Origin of the sequence: Saccharothrix variisporea, assembly GCF_003634995.1 — a bacterium.
GTDB classification, from domain to species: Bacteria; Actinomycetota; Actinomycetes; order Mycobacteriales; family Pseudonocardiaceae; genus Actinosynnema; species Actinosynnema variisporeum.
In genome coordinates this window covers 2,526,480-2,541,366 of record NZ_RBXR01000001.1, presented here as the reverse complement: position 1 = coordinate 2,541,366, position 14,887 = coordinate 2,526,480, and the positions used below count along the sequence as shown (strand labels likewise).

The 14,887-nt window shown below is 72.4% G+C and carries 14 protein-coding genes; 3 read left to right on the top strand and 11 right to left on the bottom strand.

Translation table 11 applies throughout. The features are described 5' to 3' along the window. Positions 1-551: 551 nt before the first annotated feature. The 3 genes from DFJ66_RS11060 to DFJ66_RS11050 are packed head-to-tail and all read right to left on the bottom strand — an operon-like array spanning position 552 to position 3,423. The gene (locus DFJ66_RS11060; protein WP_121220466.1) at positions 552-1,343 is read right to left on the bottom strand and encodes an ABC transporter ATP-binding protein; all 792 of its coding nucleotides are present in this window, start codon (positions 1,341-1,343) and stop codon (positions 552-554) included. After that, positions 1,340-2,383 carry a FecCD family ABC transporter permease gene (locus tag DFJ66_RS11055; protein WP_121220464.1) on the bottom strand — a complete coding sequence of 348 codons (1,044 nt, stop codon included), beginning with the start codon at positions 2,381-2,383 and terminating at the stop codon, positions 1,340-1,342. Before DFJ66_RS11055 ends, DFJ66_RS11060 begins: the two co-directional genes overlap by 4 nt. After that, positions 2,380-3,423 (bottom strand): FecCD family ABC transporter permease, encoded by a 1,044-nt coding sequence (locus DFJ66_RS11050; RefSeq protein ID WP_211351072.1) that lies wholly within the window; start codon positions 3,421-3,423, stop codon positions 2,380-2,382. Before DFJ66_RS11050 ends, DFJ66_RS11055 begins: the two co-directional genes overlap by 4 nt. Before the next feature lie 81 nt (positions 3,424-3,504). Here DFJ66_RS11050 and DFJ66_RS11045 point away from each other — a divergent pair, with 81 nt between their 5' ends. After that, positions 3,505-4,479: an ABC transporter substrate-binding protein gene (locus DFJ66_RS11045; RefSeq protein ID WP_121220460.1), complete on the top strand. Its 975-nt coding sequence runs from the start codon at positions 3,505-3,507 to the stop codon at positions 4,477-4,479. 211 nt (positions 4,480-4,690) lie between these two features. Here the strand turns inward: DFJ66_RS11045 and DFJ66_RS11040 are convergent, their stop codons facing one another. Then, a complete protein-coding gene (locus tag DFJ66_RS11040; protein WP_121220459.1) occupies positions 4,691-6,037 on the bottom strand; it encodes an MFS transporter in 1,347 nt (448 codons plus the stop codon). Positions 6,038-6,231: 194 nt separating this feature from the next. Here DFJ66_RS11040 and DFJ66_RS42605 point away from each other — a divergent pair, with 194 nt between their 5' ends. Continuing rightward, entirely contained in the window at positions 6,232-6,393 is a 162-nt protein-coding gene (locus tag DFJ66_RS42605; protein WP_170199268.1) for a hypothetical protein, read from the top strand. A gap of 33 nt (positions 6,394-6,426) precedes the next feature. Next, a complete protein-coding gene (locus tag DFJ66_RS11035; RefSeq protein ID WP_246029693.1) occupies positions 6,427-6,927 on the top strand; it encodes a MarR family winged helix-turn-helix transcriptional regulator in 501 nt (166 codons plus the stop codon). On the opposite strand, the gene DFJ66_RS11030 is transcribed toward DFJ66_RS11035, so the two are convergent. From DFJ66_RS11030 to DFJ66_RS11000, 7 genes are all read right to left on the bottom strand, one after another. Next, positions 6,892-7,629, bottom strand: coding sequence for a MoaF C-terminal domain-containing protein (locus tag DFJ66_RS11030; protein WP_121220457.1), 738 nt, complete (start codon positions 7,627-7,629; stop codon positions 6,892-6,894). The genes DFJ66_RS11035 and DFJ66_RS11030 overlap by 36 nt on opposite strands. Before the next feature lie 112 nt (positions 7,630-7,741). Beyond that, a complete protein-coding gene (locus tag DFJ66_RS11025) occupies positions 7,742-8,293 on the bottom strand; it encodes a YdeI/OmpD-associated family protein (RefSeq protein ID WP_121220455.1) in 552 nt (183 codons plus the stop codon). A 1-nt stretch (position 8,294) separates the two neighbouring features. Continuing rightward, positions 8,295-8,696, bottom strand: coding sequence for a VOC family protein (locus DFJ66_RS11020; RefSeq protein WP_121220453.1), 402 nt, complete (start codon positions 8,694-8,696; stop codon positions 8,295-8,297). A 43-nt stretch (positions 8,697-8,739) separates the two neighbouring features. After that, entirely contained in the window at positions 8,740-11,472 is a 2,733-nt protein-coding gene (locus tag DFJ66_RS11015) for an AfsR/SARP family transcriptional regulator (RefSeq protein WP_121220451.1), read from the bottom strand. A gap of 125 nt (positions 11,473-11,597) precedes the next feature. Next, positions 11,598-12,185 (bottom strand): snapalysin family zinc-dependent metalloprotease, encoded by a 588-nt coding sequence (locus DFJ66_RS11010; protein WP_121220449.1) that lies wholly within the window; start codon positions 12,183-12,185, stop codon positions 11,598-11,600. Between the two features lie 165 nt (positions 12,186-12,350). After that, positions 12,351-12,710 (bottom strand): RNA-binding S4 domain-containing protein, encoded by a 360-nt coding sequence (locus tag DFJ66_RS11005; RefSeq protein ID WP_246029692.1) that lies wholly within the window; start codon positions 12,708-12,710, stop codon positions 12,351-12,353. A 174-nt stretch (positions 12,711-12,884) separates the two neighbouring features. Further along, positions 12,885-14,882: a hypothetical protein gene (locus DFJ66_RS11000; protein WP_121220447.1), complete on the bottom strand. Its 1,998-nt coding sequence runs from the start codon at positions 14,880-14,882 to the stop codon at positions 12,885-12,887. Positions 14,883-14,887 lie beyond the last annotated feature (5 nt).

The following is a 14,887-nucleotide window of genomic DNA, read 5'->3' as shown; positions in this document are numbered from 1 at the left end:
GGGCTACCACAGATTTCCCCGGGTGCAGCCGAAATTTTTTGTGAGGGACGAGCAAAAAATTTTAGCGGCACCCGGGGAAATCTGTGGTAGGTTCCACCAGGCCATACGGGGATGACGGAAAAGCCCCCGCCCTTGCCCTTCCGTCCATCCTTGGCGGCCTGCCCGCCGGCGAGGCGCTTTTCTCTTTTTTCTTTTCTCTCTTCACGATTTCAAGATCTTCAAGATCTTCGAACGGGACGCGCTTCGCGCTCTTGAGAGGCGCTCCGCGCCCACAAGCTTGAACGCGCGAAGCGCTCGAAAGATAAAAGCGGCGCTCGCCGCGCGGCAGGCCCCCGGGGTGGGAAGGGCGTCGGTTTCTTTCCCCGTCCGGCCTGCCGGAGGCAACCACACTTGGCCCGTTTGAGCAACCGGAAAAGCTGGTTGCACAAACGGGCCAAGCGCGGTTGGGCTGCGCCCAGGCCGGACGGGGAAAGAAACCGAGGCCCTTCCCGTGGGCTTGGCAGCATGGCGAAAGCGTGGCGCCCTTCGGGCGTGCGCCTGCGGCGCGGGTGCTACTGCAAGTGGGCGCTGATCGGGATCACCAAGGGTGTGTCCGAGACAGGGTCCGGGATGACCTTCGCCGACAACCCGAAGACCTCCTCCAACATCGCCTCCGTCAACACCTCGCCCGGCGCGCCGTGCGCCAAGATCCGCCCACCTTGCATGGCCACCAACGTATCGGCGTACCGCGCTGCCAAGTTGAGGTCGTGCAGGACCATCACCACCGTCGTCCCGCGCTCCCGGTGCAACCGGTGCACGAGGTCCAGCACATCGATCTGGTGGGCCAGGTCCAGATAGGTGATCGGCTCGTCCAGCAGCAACAGGTCCGTCTCCTGCGCCAACGTCATCGAGATCCACGCCCGCTGCCGCTGACCCCCGGACAGGTGGTCCACCTGTCGGTCCGCGAGCTCCGCCATCCCCGTCAGCTCCAGCGCCCGACCGATCGCCTCCTCGTCGGCCGACGACCACTGCCGGTACCAGCGCTGGTGCGGGTGCCGGCCGCGTGCGACCAGGTCCGACACGGTCAACCCCTCGGGAGCTACCGGCGACTGGGGGAGTAGGCCGACGACCCTTGCGACATCGCGCGTCGGCAACCGGTCGATCTCCTTGCCGTCCAACAACACCGCGCCCGATGACGGCCTCAGCAAACGCGCCAACGCCCGCAGCAGCGTCGACTTCCCGCACCCGTTCGGGCCGATGATCGCGGTCACCGTGCCGTCCAGGACGTCCAGGTCCAGACCGTCGACGACGACGTTCTCGCCGTACCCCAGCCGCAGCGACTCGGCCCTCAGACGAACGTTCACGCTCGCGCCTCCCGGCGGCTCCGGACGAACAGGAAGATCAGGTAAGGCGCGCCGAGGATCGCCGTCAGCACGCCCACGGGCAAATCAGGGATCACCAGCCGGGTCAGCAAGTCCGCCGACACGGTCAGCAGCGCGCCGATCACCATCGACCCGACCAACGGTGGCTGCGGGGAACGGGTCAGGCGCAGTGCGATCTGGGGCGTGGCCAAGGCGACGAACGTGATCGGGCCGGCCGCCGACGTCGCCACGGCCGCCAGTCCAGCGCCCAGCAGCAGCAACGTCCCGCGCGCCGCGTCCACCCGGATCCCGAGTCCGCGCGCGGTCTCGTCGCCGAACTGCAAGCCGCCGATGGTGTGTCCGAGCACCAGGGTTACCGGCACCAGCGTCACCAGCGCCAGCAGCACCGGGCCGACCGCCGCCCAGGAAGCGTCGGACAGGCTGCCCACGATCCACGTCACGGCCCGCGCCGCGTCGTTGACGTCGCCGATGGTCAGCAGCCAGTACACGGTGTTGTACCCGATGGCCGACAACCCGATGCCGATCAGCACCATCCGGTACCCGTCGATCCCGCGCCGCCAGGACAACGCGTAGAGCAGCACCCCGGCGACGAGCCCGCCGACCAAACCGGCGACCGGCATCCCGACCGCGCCGACCGCGCCGCTGACCTGCCCCCGGTACCCGCCGACGACGATCACGGCAACGGTCGCGGCCCCGGCGCCCCACGTGATCCCCAGCACGTCGGGGCTGGCCAACGGGTTCCGCGCCAACGACTGGAACAACGCGCCGGACAACCCCAGCGCCGCGCCGACCAGCACACCCGTCAACGTCCGGGGCAGCCGCAGGTCGAAGATGATCCCGCGCTCGCGCGCGGTGCCACCACCCAGCAACGTCTCCAGCACGTCCAGCACGCCGATGTGCGAGGAACCCATCCCGATGTTGACCGCGGACACCAGGACCAACAGGGCGAATGCCCCCACGGCGACACCGACGACCCGGGGCCGGACCCGGAAGCGAGCCGGCCCGACCGCCACCACCTTCATATCCGGGCCAGTCCCTTCCGCCGCACCAGGACGATGAACACCGGCGCGCCGATGATCGCCAGCAGGATCCCCACCTCGAAGCTGTCCCCGGTCAGCACCCGCCCGAGGACGTCGGCGGCCAGCAACAACACCGCCCCCAGCAACGCCGAGAACGGCACCAACCACCGGTAGTCCGGCCCCGTCACCGCACGCGCCAAGTGCGGCACGACCAACCCCAGGAACGCGATCGGCCCGCACGCCGCCACCGCCGACCCCCCCAGCAACGTGATCGCCACCACGCCCAGCACCCGTGTCCGCGCGACCCGCTGACCCAACGCGGTGGCCACGTCCTCACCCAGCGCCAGCGTGTTCATGCCCGGTGTGTTGACCAAGGCCAGCAGCAGCCCGGCGACCAGGAACGGCAGGATCTGCCCCACCACAGCGAAGTCCCGCCCGGCGATGGACCCGACCCGCCAGAACCGGTAGATCTCCATGCCCTGCTCGTTGCCCAGCACCACGGCGGCGATCAGCCCGTACAGCAACGCGCTCACCGCGGCCCCGGCCAGCGCCAACGTGACCGGCGTCGCCCTGCGCCCGCCCACCGCGCCCAACAGGAACACCGCGACGCTCGCGACCATCGCGCCGGCGAAACCGAACCAGATGAACCCGTAGAGCCGGTCCACGCCGAGCACGACCACCGCGAACACCACACCGAACGCGGCACCCTGGGTGACCCCCAGCAGACCCGGGTCGGCCAACGGGTTGCGCGTGTGCCCCTGCATCAACGCCCCGGCCGCGCCCAGCGCGAGTCCGGCCAGCACACCCACCACCGTGCGCGGCACGCGCAGCGACCACACGATGATGTCGGTCTCCGTCCCGTTCGGACGGACCAGCGCATCCCACACCGCACCAACCGGAATCGCGCGCGCACCGAACGTGATACTCGCAGCGCACACGGCCACGAGCAGCACCGCCAGCACGGCCAACCCGAGGACCCGGCGCCGCCGGCGACCGGAAAGACCGGCCCTGGCCACCACCGTCACACCGGTTCCCCCTGTCATCTGGACAACTCGGACTTCCACTTCGGACGGACGTCATCTTAAGGTCCGTTAGGTAAGCCTAAGCGTAGAGAGAGTGCCCACATGACGACACCGTGGCGAGCCGCCCTGGCCACCACCGCCGCACTGCTGGCCCTGACGGCGTGCACGGCGAGCGACAAAGCCTCGCCGGAGACCAGCACCAGCCAAGCGCCGGGCTACCCGCGCTCCATCGAGCACGTGATGGGCACCGCGACCCTGCAGGCCCAGCCGCAGACCGTCGCGGCGCTGGACTCCAGCTACGTGGACGCGGCCCTGGCCCTGGAGGCGAAGGTCGTCGCGTACACGAAGTACCGCAACTACGACCAGCTGCCCGACTACCTCGGCGACGACCGCAAGTACGGCGAGGGCGCCCAGCAGGTCGGCCCGCTGGAGAACCCGGACGTCGAGAAGCTCTACGACATCAAGCCGGACCTGATCGTCTCCGCGAAGGTCCGCCACGAGAAGTTCTACGACCAGTTCACCAAGGTCGCGCCCACGGTCTTCAGCCAGACCACCGGCGCGAGCTGGAAGGACAACATCCGGCTGCTCGCCAAGGCCCTCGGCAAGGAGAGCCTGGCCGAGCAGAAGATCGGCGACTACGAGAAGCGCGCCAAGCGCATCGGCGACGAGATCAAGTCCAAGCTGGGCAAGGACGCCAAGGTCTCGGTGGTCCGCTTCGTGGAGGGCGAGCCGACCGTCCGCCTCTACAGCAGCGCCTCCTACCCCGGCATCGTGATGGCCGACGCCGGTCTGTCCCGTCCGGACGGTCAGCCGGACGTCAAGGACAAGATCTCGGTGAACCTCAGCCAGGAGGACATCACCAAGCTGGACGCGGACATGATCTTCGTGGCGGCCTACCAGGACGAGACGAAGAACGCCGAGGACCCCAAGGAGAAGTTCCAGACGAACCCGCTGTGGGGCACCCTCAAGGGCAAGGTCGTGGACGTCAACGACGCCACCTGGTTCACGGCGGTCAGCCTCCAGGGCGCCAACGCCATGCTGACGGACCTGGCCAAGCAGTTCGGCGTCACCCCGTAGGCGTCACCCGGAGGCGTCACCATGCAAGCCGAGCCGCACACCGCGCCCGCTCCCGTTCGACCTGGGGCGGGCGCGGTGCGGTTCTCGGTTCTCAGCTTGCGCGCGCCGAAATGTCGGTGGCTCGTGGGATGATCGTTCCGGGGGCCGGAGGCCACCCCACCGGAAGGCCGTGCCACCGGAGGCCGCGCCACCGGAGGCCGCGCCGCGCTTGTTAGCGCCGGCCGACCACCGCGCGTTCCCGCACCCGCCGAACCCCGACTCGCGCCTGCCGCCGGTGCCGTTGCGCCGCCGCCACCACAGTGCTCGGCCGAGTGCTGCCGTGTGCATGTCCCGGCGGGGGAGCGGCTGGGAGCGGGCGGCGGAGGACTCGGTGGGCCAGGGCTGCCCGCCGGTGTGCCGGTGCGGCGAAGACGGTGGCGGCGAAGGCGGTCGCGATGAGGGTGAGGGTTCCGGCCAGTACCAGCGTTTCCGGGGCGCCCAGGTGCTCGCACAGCCAGCCCAGCAGAGGTGCGCCGACCGCGCCCGCCGCCGCGCCCACGGCGTGGTTCACCGCGAGCAGTCGGCCGCGCATCCCGTCCGCCGTGTCCAGTTGCAGCCGGGTGCTCATGGTCGTGTCGATGATCACCGCCCCGGCCGCGATGGGCAGCAGCACCAGAGCGAAACCCCAGGTCCCGGGCATCACGCCGCCGATCGCCTGGAACACGCTCGTCACGCCCGCCGCCACCAGCAGCAGTCGCAGGGTCAACTTCCGGCACGCCGACGCCGCCAAGCCGCCCACCACGGTGCCGATGGCGAACACCGTGGACAGCAGGCCGTAGTGGGTGGCGCTGTCGCTCATCGCGGCCATCGTCACCTGGTAGTTGCGGCCCAGGCTGGACAGCACGAAGCCCAGCGCGAACAGCAGCACCAGCCGCCCGGACGCGCCGATGTACCGCAACCCGGCCCGCACCCCGGCCTGCTCGCGCGGGCTGGCGGCCAACACGTGCAGTTCGCGGGTGCGCATCGACAGCACGGCGACCACCACGGCGAGGAAGCTCACCGCGTTGATCAGGAACAGCGCGGGCGTCCCCAGCGCCGCGGCCAGGACGGCGGCGCTGCTCATGCCGAGGATGCGGCCGGTCGAGCTGAGCACCGAGCCGAGCGCCAGGGCGTTGCCGAGGTCCTCGCGGGAGACGACCTGTGCCCCGAACCGGCCCAGCGCCGGGCCGTCGAACACCGACACCAGCCCGGCGGTCGCGGTCAACGCGAACAGCACCGGGACCGGGGCCTCCCGCCACACCGCGAACGCCAGCACGGCGGCGATCAGGGCGTGCAGCGACTGGCACGCCAGGATGATCCTCTTCACCGGCAACCGGTCGGCCAGCGCGCCCGCCCACGGCCCCAGCAGCACCGACGGCAGCGTGCCCGCGAGCACGGACAGGCCGACCGACGCGGCGGAGCCGGTGCGCTCCATGACAACCCAGTTGAGGCCGATCAACTGCATCCACGTGCCGGTGACCGACACGAGGTCGGCCACGGCCCACAGGCGGTAGTTGCGGCCGCGCAACGCGCGGAACATCTCGAAGCTCCCTGATGTACGATCCTCGGGGCCTCGACGTGCCCTGCGAACGGCGTACACGGTATGCGTCGGTTCTCGGCTTCAAACCTCGTTGATCAGTGAGTTCATTCACGTAACGCGACCGCCCACGGCACGACCGGCGAGGACGTTTCCGCCTTGTGGCCGAGGGCACCCCTCGGCCGGAGGTGGTTGCGATGAGCGAGCCGCACCCCGAGTCGCACCCCGAGGACCCGGAGGAGTTCGCCGAGGAGGTGGGCGTGGACCCGACCCCGCAGGAGGTCGACCACTACCGCGAGCTCGCGGAGGAAGTGCCGCCCTGGTCGGAGTCGGACGGCGAGGAACCCGGCGTTCGCTAGGCTGCTCGACGGCCACGCAGGGGGAGGGACGTCGTGGGAGCCGAGCGGGACGCCGTCGACGAGCTGACCGACCAGTGGCGGGACGAGCGCCCCGACGTGGACGTGTCCCCGATGCACGTGGTCGGCCGCGTGCTGCGGCTGGCGCGGGTGTTCGAGCGCCGCCTGAAGGACTACTTCGCCACCCACGACCTGGAGCGGTGGGAGTTCGACGTCCTGGCCAGCCTGCGCCGGGCGGGCGCCCCGTACGAGCTCACCGCCGGCGCGCTGCTCAAGTCCGCGATGGTGACCTCCGGCGCGATCACCAACCGGATCGACCGCCTGGAGGCCAGGGGCTTCGTGCGCCGCGCCCAGTCGCCCTCGGACCGCCGCCTGGTGCGCGTCCGCCTGACCGACGCCGGCCGCGAGGTGGTGGACGCCGTCCTGGTCGGCCACGTCGCCAACGAGGAAACCCTCCTCGCCCCGCTGTCACCGGTCGAGCGCGAGGCCCTGGCGGGCCTGTTACGCACTCTCCTGCTTGCCCACGACACCCCCTAGAGCGGGTTGCACGCTCAGCAGGCGGCCGTGGGCGCCGAAGGTGAAGTGCGTGGGCGTCGTGCCCGTTTCGTCCAGTCCGAACAACGCCCCGTGCGACCGCAGCCGCGTGACGTCCCGGTGGTCGGCCACGGTCACCGCCGCGCACGGGATGACCTTCTCCCGCCACGCGAACACGTAGATCCCCGGCCGCAGTTCGTACGTGGTGTTCTCGTCGGTGTCGGCCAGCCCCTTCTCCGGGCCCGCCAGGCACTGCCACGTGTACCAGTGCGGGCTCAGGTAGATGTGCTCGTAGGCGTGGTCCGCGCTGTAGACCCACATCGCCCGCCGCCCGATCAGCGAACGGCTCGGGGCCGGGCCGCCGGACGCCGTGAACTCCTGGGTGACCCGCGGTGTCCCGCTGCCGTTGATCGTCGTGGTCACCAGGAGGGAGCTGTCCGAACGCAGGTCGAGGAACAGGGAGAACGCCTCCCGCGCCCCCGTGTGGAACTGGCTGTAGTACAGCCCGTCGTCCACCAGGAACGTCTCGCACGGGTGCGTCCCGCCGTCCCACTCGACCTCGCCGCCCGCGAACCGCACCCGCCGTCCGCCCAGGTCGAAGGTCCGCCCGTCCAGGTCACCGACCACCGGTGCCTTGTTCTGGTCGAAGCCGGGCGCCAGGCCGTCCAAGGGCAGCCAGCTGGTGGTGTCCGACAGCGTCGTCATCGCGGTCCTTTCCCCGGGTCCACCGGGAGTCTGCTGTCTCCCGGGCCTCGGGCGGAACGTCGGCGGGGGACCCCGTGCGGCGGCGGACAAGGGTGGTGCGCGGGCGGCAAAGTCAGCGGGCGCGCACGCCGGTCGCGGCCAGTTCCACGGTCCGCGCGATGCGCCGCTCGCGCGTCTCGGCCTTCTTCGCCCCGACCACCCACGCCACGATCAGCCGCTTGGTCGACGGCGGGAACGCGGCGAAGTGGTCGCGGGCCGGCGCGCAGCCTTCGAGGGCCGTGCGGAGGTCGTCCGGCACGGTGTCCGGGTCGGGCACCGGGTTCCACGTCCCCGACGCCTTCGCCGAGTCGATCACGGCCTGCCCGGCCGGTGTCATGAGCCCGGCCGCGATCATCCGCTCGGCCCGCTCCCGGTTGACCCGGCTCCACGTGCTGCGCGGTGTCCGCGGGGTGAAGCGCAGGCGGGACGAGTGCTCGTCGTTGCCGCGGTGGTGGCCGTCGATCCAGCCGAAGCACAGCGCCTGCTCGACCGCCTCGGCGTAGCGGACGCTCGGGGTGGGGCTGTCCTTGTGGTGCAGCACCAGCCAGACCTCCCTGGCGGATCCGGCGTTCTCCGCCAGCCACGCCCGCCAGTGGACGGCGTCCGGTGCGCCGAAGGTGTCCACGTCACGCCCCCAGCACGTCGAGGTAGTGCTGGTTGAACATGACACCGAGGACGTTGCCGAACGGGTCGACCACGGACGCGGTGACGAATCCCGGACCCCGCTCGATCGGCTCGCGGTACACCGTCGCGCCCAGCGCCAGCAGCCGTTCGAACGCCGCGTGCACGTCGTCCACGGCCCAGTACGCGATCGCGCCGCCGGGCTCCCGCGGCGCGGGCTCGGCGAACCGGCGGTTCACGATGCCCAGTTCGTGCTGGTAGTCGCCGATCCGGAACTCGACGTAGGCGGGCACGCCGTCGACGTCCCGGGCGAAGTAGGGCTGGATGCCGAGCACCTCGGCGTACCACTCGCGGGCGGCGGTGAGGTCGTCGGCGAAGTAGGTGATGGTGGTGAATCCTCGCAACATGAGAACCATCCTCCGCGCCAAAGTGCTCACCCTCTGAGCACTTTTACCGGAGGTTCGCGCGCAACTCCTCGGCCCGTGCGGCGTGCTCGGCCGCCTCCTCCGCCCGTCCCAGCTCGCGCAGCGCCCCGGCCAGCGCGGTGTGGACCCGCACCTGTTCGGCCTGGTAGCCGGTCCGGCGGCTGAAGTCCAGCGCCTCCCGGTACCGCGGCAGGGCGGCTTCGGGGCCGTACAGCCGGTGCTTGGTGGCGGCGGCGTCGAAGAGCATGCCCATCCGCAACATCCCCACCCGATCGCTGGAGTACTTCAACGCCTGCTCGAAGCACTCGTCGGCCTCGGCTTTGTCGCCCAAGTACCCGTGCAGGACGCCCAAAGTGCTCAACGCGACCGCGCCCAACCCCCAGTCGCCCAGCTCGCGCGCGATGTCCACGGACTCCTGCAACCGCAGCCGGGCCTGCTCGTAGCGGCCGAAGCGGATGTCCTGGTCGCCGCAGTTGATCTGCGCCACGGCCACGCTGTGCCGGAACCCGCCGCGCCGCGCCGCCGCCAGCGCCCGCGCGTGGAACTCGGCCGCCTCCTCGTGCCGGCCCAGCCCGCCCACGGTGATGCCGAGCTGGGTGTAGACCAGGTTCTCCAACGCCAGGTCGTCGCCCACGACCGCCTGCGCCCGGCGCAGGAACGGCAACGCCTCCTCGGGCCGGCCCAGGCGGGTCAGGCAGAACCCGCGGTTGGTCAGCGCGAACCCGTCACCGGTCCGTTCGGCGGCCACGGTGTGCAGCGCCAACGCGTCGTGCACCTGCGCGGACGTGTCGAGGTAGCGGGCCAGGGCTCGGGAGAGGTGCGCGGCGTGCCGGGGCTGCCCGTGCACCGCGATGGCGAGCAGGCACGCGCGTTCCTCGTCCACCCACCGCGCCGCCTCCCGGTGATCGGCGAACTCCGGCTCGGGACCCACGAGCGGCGGCACGGGCGGCCGGCGGTGCGGCTCGCCCGGGGTGAACATGGCCGCCGCGACCGACGCCACGTGGCAGTAGTGGTCGCACAGCCGCTCCAAAGCGGCCGGGTCGTCGGCCAGTTCGCGCGCGTGCAGGCGGACCAGGTCGTGCATCCGGTACCGGCCGGGCACGTGCTGCTGCACCAGGTGCGCGTCCTCCAGTTCGCGCAGCGCCCGCCGGACCAGCGGCACGGGCCGGTCCGCCAGCGCCGCCGCCGCGGGCACGCCCACGTCCGGCCCCGGCACGAGCCCGAGCAGGCCGAACAACCGCACCGCGTCCGCGCCGAGCACCCGCAGGGACGCCGAGAACACCGCCCGCAGGCTGGTCGGCAGGTCACCGGTGTCCAGGGCGTCCAACCGGGCCTCGCGGACCTCCTCCGCCAGCGCCGCCAGCGGCACGTGCGGCGCGGCCTTCGCGCGAGCGGCCAGCACGCCCAGCGCCAGCGGCAGGCCACCGCCGTGCCGGGCCAGGACGTCGGCGGCCTCGGGCTCGGCGGCCACCCGGTCCGCGCCCAGGTGACGGGCCAGCACGTCGGCCGCCTGCGGCTCGTCCAGGACGTCCACCGGCACGGGCACCGCGCCCCGCGTCGCGACCAGCCCGGTCAGCCGGTGCCTGCTGGTCACCAGCACCGCGCACGACGTGCCGCCGGGCAGCAGCGGCGCGACCTGGCCGGTGTCGCGGGCGTTGTCCAGCACGACCAGCAGCCGCCGGTCCGCGGTCAGGTCCCGGTACAGGGCCGCCTGGGCGTCCGGCTCGGCGGGCACCTCGCGCGGCGGCACCCCGAGCGCGCCGAGGAACCCGCGCACCACCGCGTCCGGCGCGAGCGGCTCGGCGACCGGGTCGAAGCCGCGCAGGTCCACGTGCAGGCGGCCGTCGGGGAAGTCGTCGCGGTGGCCGTGCGCCCAGCGCAGCGCCAGCCACGTCTTGCCCACCCCGCCGCCCCCGGTGACCACGGCGACGGGGGCGCGGTCCAGCAGCACGTCCAGCGCGGCCAGTTCCCGCTCCCGACCGGTGAACGCGGCCGGCGCGGCGGGCAGCAGCTGCGGCACCCGGCGACCGGACCCGGTGAGCCGGGGATCGGAGTCGAGGACGCGCCGGTGCAGTTCGCGCAGCTCGGGGCCGGGTTCGGTGCCCAGGTGCTCGACCAGCGCGTCCCGGGTCGTGCGGTACTGCCGCAACGCGTCCGCCGCCCGGCCGGCCCGGTAGAGGGCGAGCATGAGCTGCCCGGCCAGCCGCTCGTCCCAGGGCCGTTCGGCGGCGCGGAGGGGCAGTTCGGCGAGCAGTTCGGTGTGCCGTCCGACGCGCAGGGCGAGGTCCACCCGGTGGGCTTGCGCGGCGTCGAGCTCGGCGGCCACCGCCTGCCGCTCGGCCTCGAACCACGGGGTGCCCAGACCCGCGAACGGGTCGCCGGTGCACAGCGCGAGGGCTTGTTCGACCAGCTCGAGCGCCTGCCCGGAGTCGTCCAGGCGGCGGGCGCGGGCGGTCAGGTCGCGGAAGCGGTGCAGGTCCACGTCGTCCGGCTCGGCGTCCAGGAGGTAGCCGCCGTCGCGCCGGACGATCGCGGACCCGAGGACGCGGCGCAGGCGTGACACGTACGTCCTGAGCACGCCTTCTGCCCGTAAGGGTGGCTTGTCGCCCCACACGCGGTCGATGAGCCGTTCGGCGGGCACGGGCCGGTCGAGGTCCACCAGGAGCGCGGCGAGCACGCTCCGCTGGCGGGCGTGCCCCAGGTCGAGCCGCACGCCGTCGGCGACGGCCTCGACCGCACCGAAGACCCGGAACTCCACGCTTCCCCTTCTACCGGGTCGTGCGCGCCGGGTTCAACGCGGTTGCGGGTGGTTCGGGTCGAGCGACCGCCGGGACGGCAGCCGACCCGTGGGGCGGGTGGTGGTCCGCCCCACGGGCCGTGCGGTCAGAACACGTAGCACTCCGTGGCCGAACGGCCTGTGAAGCCCGCCGCCCGCACGTCCTCCGACGCGGCGAGCGAGCCGGCGAAGTTGCGGTCGACCTCGGCGCGCTCGGCCGAGTTGGGCAGGTCGTTCTTGCAGGACACCGGGGCGCTGGAGCCCGACATCAGGTCGGCGCACAGGCCCGTGCGCCGGTCCGGCAGGCCCAGGATGTGGCCGATCTCGTGGGTCGAGATGCGCGGCCGGTAGTAGCCCTGCTGGACGGCCTGGCGGCCCATGTAGACGGTGCCGTTGCCCAGCGACGACACGTAGGCGCGCGGCCAGCCGTTGTCGGCGTAGATCCGGATGTTGGTGGGCGTGCCCGCCGACTTCTTGACGAGCCGGACGTTGACCACGGAGGCGTTCCAGTTCGCCGCCGCCTTGTCCCAGTCCGCCGCGAACTCCTGGGCCTGGCTGGTGTCGTAGTACAGGGTGCGCACCAGCGCCTGGGGCTGCGCGGCCTCCGCCGACGCGCTGGGAGCGGCGACCGCGACGAGCGGCAGCAGCATCCCCAGCGCGACCACGGCGGCGCGTGCGACCTTTCGCACGAGCATGGTGATCTCCTTGTGTACAGGGAAAATCGGGAGCCGGTGACAGGGAGGCTCCCGCTACCCAAACAACCAGTCGTGACGCGCCGCCACCAGACCCGTACGTAGGGTTGTGTGGACCTTTGTCCGCGGGTATGGGCCGTTCGGCGCAGTCAGAGGCCTTGCGCGTAGTCAGAGGCCTTGCGTGCGGAACTTGTCCAGGACCCGGCGCTCGCGCTTGGTCGGCCGGCCCGCGCCCCGGTCGCGCCGGGCGACGGGCAGTTCGGGCGGCGGCGGGGGAGTGCGGTCGAGGTAGCAGGTGGCGGCGTCGGCCGCGCCCACCCGCTTCTGGATGACCCGCACGACCTCGACCACCTTCGTGGTGTCGCCGACCCGGGCCCGCACCTGGTCACCCGGGACCACGGTGCTGGCGGGCTTGGCGGGCTTGTCGTTGATCCGCACGTGCCCGCCGCGGCACGCCGCCGCCGCGTCCGGACGCGTCTTGGTCAGCCGGACCGCCCACAGCCAGCGGTCGATGCGGGTCGACTCCACGCCGTCGAGCCTACGGCGACCCACGGCTCCGGCAGACGGACACCTCGACCCGAGCGGGGCCGGGCCTGGCTGAGCTGGGCTGGGCTGGGCGGGAGGCTGGGCTGGGCGGCGGGCTGGGCTGGGCGGGCTGGGGCTGGGCGGGCTGGGCGGGCTGGGCGGGCTGGGTGGTCGTGGTCAGGGCCTGCCCCAGATGTCCGTGGGTGGTGGGCCGGTCAGGTGGGCCACGTCGAGGGTGTGCAGGGGCTTGGTGCGCTTGCGCAGGCGGGCCTGGATCGAGCGGTGGCGTTGGGCCAGTTCGGTGATGATGGTGGCGGCCGCGGTGTCCGGGTCGGGGGTGTTGCGGTACCAGTTGCCCAGGACCTCCAGCGAGAAGTCGACCACGTGCGACCCGCCGGTGCCCAGCACCAGGTCGCCCTCGGCGCGGAACTGCCCGGAGTGGAAGGTCAGGTTGCGCGCGGTGTAGAGGGCGTCCAGGAAGGTCGCCATGCGTTGCCGGCAGTCCTGGAGCCAGGCCGCGCACGCCGTCGGGTCGGCCAGCCGGTGGGACCAGTCGGCGATCTGCTGGGCCGCCAGGGGCGAGGTGTGCGGCAGGGTCGCGGCCAGGGCCTCGCGGGCGGCGGTCAACGCGGGTGGGTCGGTGGGTCTGGCGGGCAGCAGGACGTCCACCCACGTGTTGAGGTCGTGCAGGCGGGTGAAGCCGTCGCACTTGGCGTAGGCGTTGACCACGGCCAGGTTCGCGGTCAGGTCCCGGTCGGCCGCGCGCTGGTGTTCCTGTGCGGCAAGCAGTTCGGCGCGTGCACGGTCGGCGCGGGCGCGTAGGGGCGGGTAGTCGGGGTGGTCCGGTGGGCACGCGTCCAACGCCCGGTCCAGCGCCGCACTGCGCTGTTCCAGCACTTCCACCCGCGACCGGGCGGCGCGGACGACGGCGGTGGCCGACTGGTGCAACTGCTGGTGCGCCTCGACAACCTGCTGCCGCAACGCCTGCAAGGCCAACGCCGCCGCCAGGTCGCCCCGGTTCTCCAGACCGCACGCCTCCAGCGCCGCCCACGCCAGCGCGGCGGCCGGCAGGGGAGCCTCGGTCACGCGGGCCACGTGCGCCATCCGCAGGCCGTTGCGCAGGGTGCGGGGCCAGCCCGGGACCAGGGGATCGGCGCGTTTCACGGTGGTGCGGCGCGGCGGCAGGTGCCGGACCTGCCTGTCCACATCGGACACCAGCACGTCGTCGCCCAGGGACAGCGTGACCAGCCGGTGCCCGGCCATGTACTGGTCCAGCAGCTCGGACATCGTCCGCCGCGCGGCCCGACCGGCGCTGGGCACGTCCACGGCGTCCACCTGGCAGGACGCCAGGCAGGCGGCACCGTGCGTGGGCACCTCGCGCACGAACGCGCGCAACCGGTTCACCGACCCGAACCCCAGCCGCTCGGGCTCGGTCAACGCGGCCGTCGTGGCGGTCGGGTCCAGCACCGCCAGGTGGGACAGCGCGGTGGCGCCGTGCACGACGACCGCCACCCGGTACCGCCGGGGCGGCGGCAGCAGGAGGTCCAGCACGGACCGGGCGTCGAGCCGGTCGGCGCGGCCCACCCGGTCGGCCAGGTCGGCGAGGTCGCGGCACAGCGTGTCGTGGTCGCGGTCGGTCGCGGCGACCAGGCAGGCCAGCTCGTCGGACAGCAGGTCCAGCCCGGCGACCGTGTTCCAGGACTCGGGCCCGTCCCACACGGCCGTGAAGGTCGCCTCGAGGAACCGCCTCACCTCCGGCAGCAGGGCGCCGACCGACGCCGCAGCCTCCCGCGCCAGTTCCCGCCGCCGCCCCATCGGGATGCGCACCTGGTCGTCGAGGTCCGCGATCACCGAGTCGAGCACGTGCCGCACGTCCAGCAGCACGGCGTCCGGTCCCCACCGCCCGATCCCGCGCTCGACCGCCGCCCGCGTCCCCTCGCACAGCGACCGCAGCAGCGAGATCCGCGGCTGCGCGGTGTCGGCGAAGTTCTCCAGCACCACCCGCGTCCGGGGCAGCTCGGACGCCATCCCGGCCAACGCGGACACGTGCCTGCTGAACAACGACGTCCCGCTCACCGCCCGCAACACCCGCTGCACCACGTACGTGCGGGTCCAGGAGACGCCCGCGCGGCGGAACGCGTCGAGGAGGCGGTGGTCGAACCCGCTGTAGGCCATGGCCC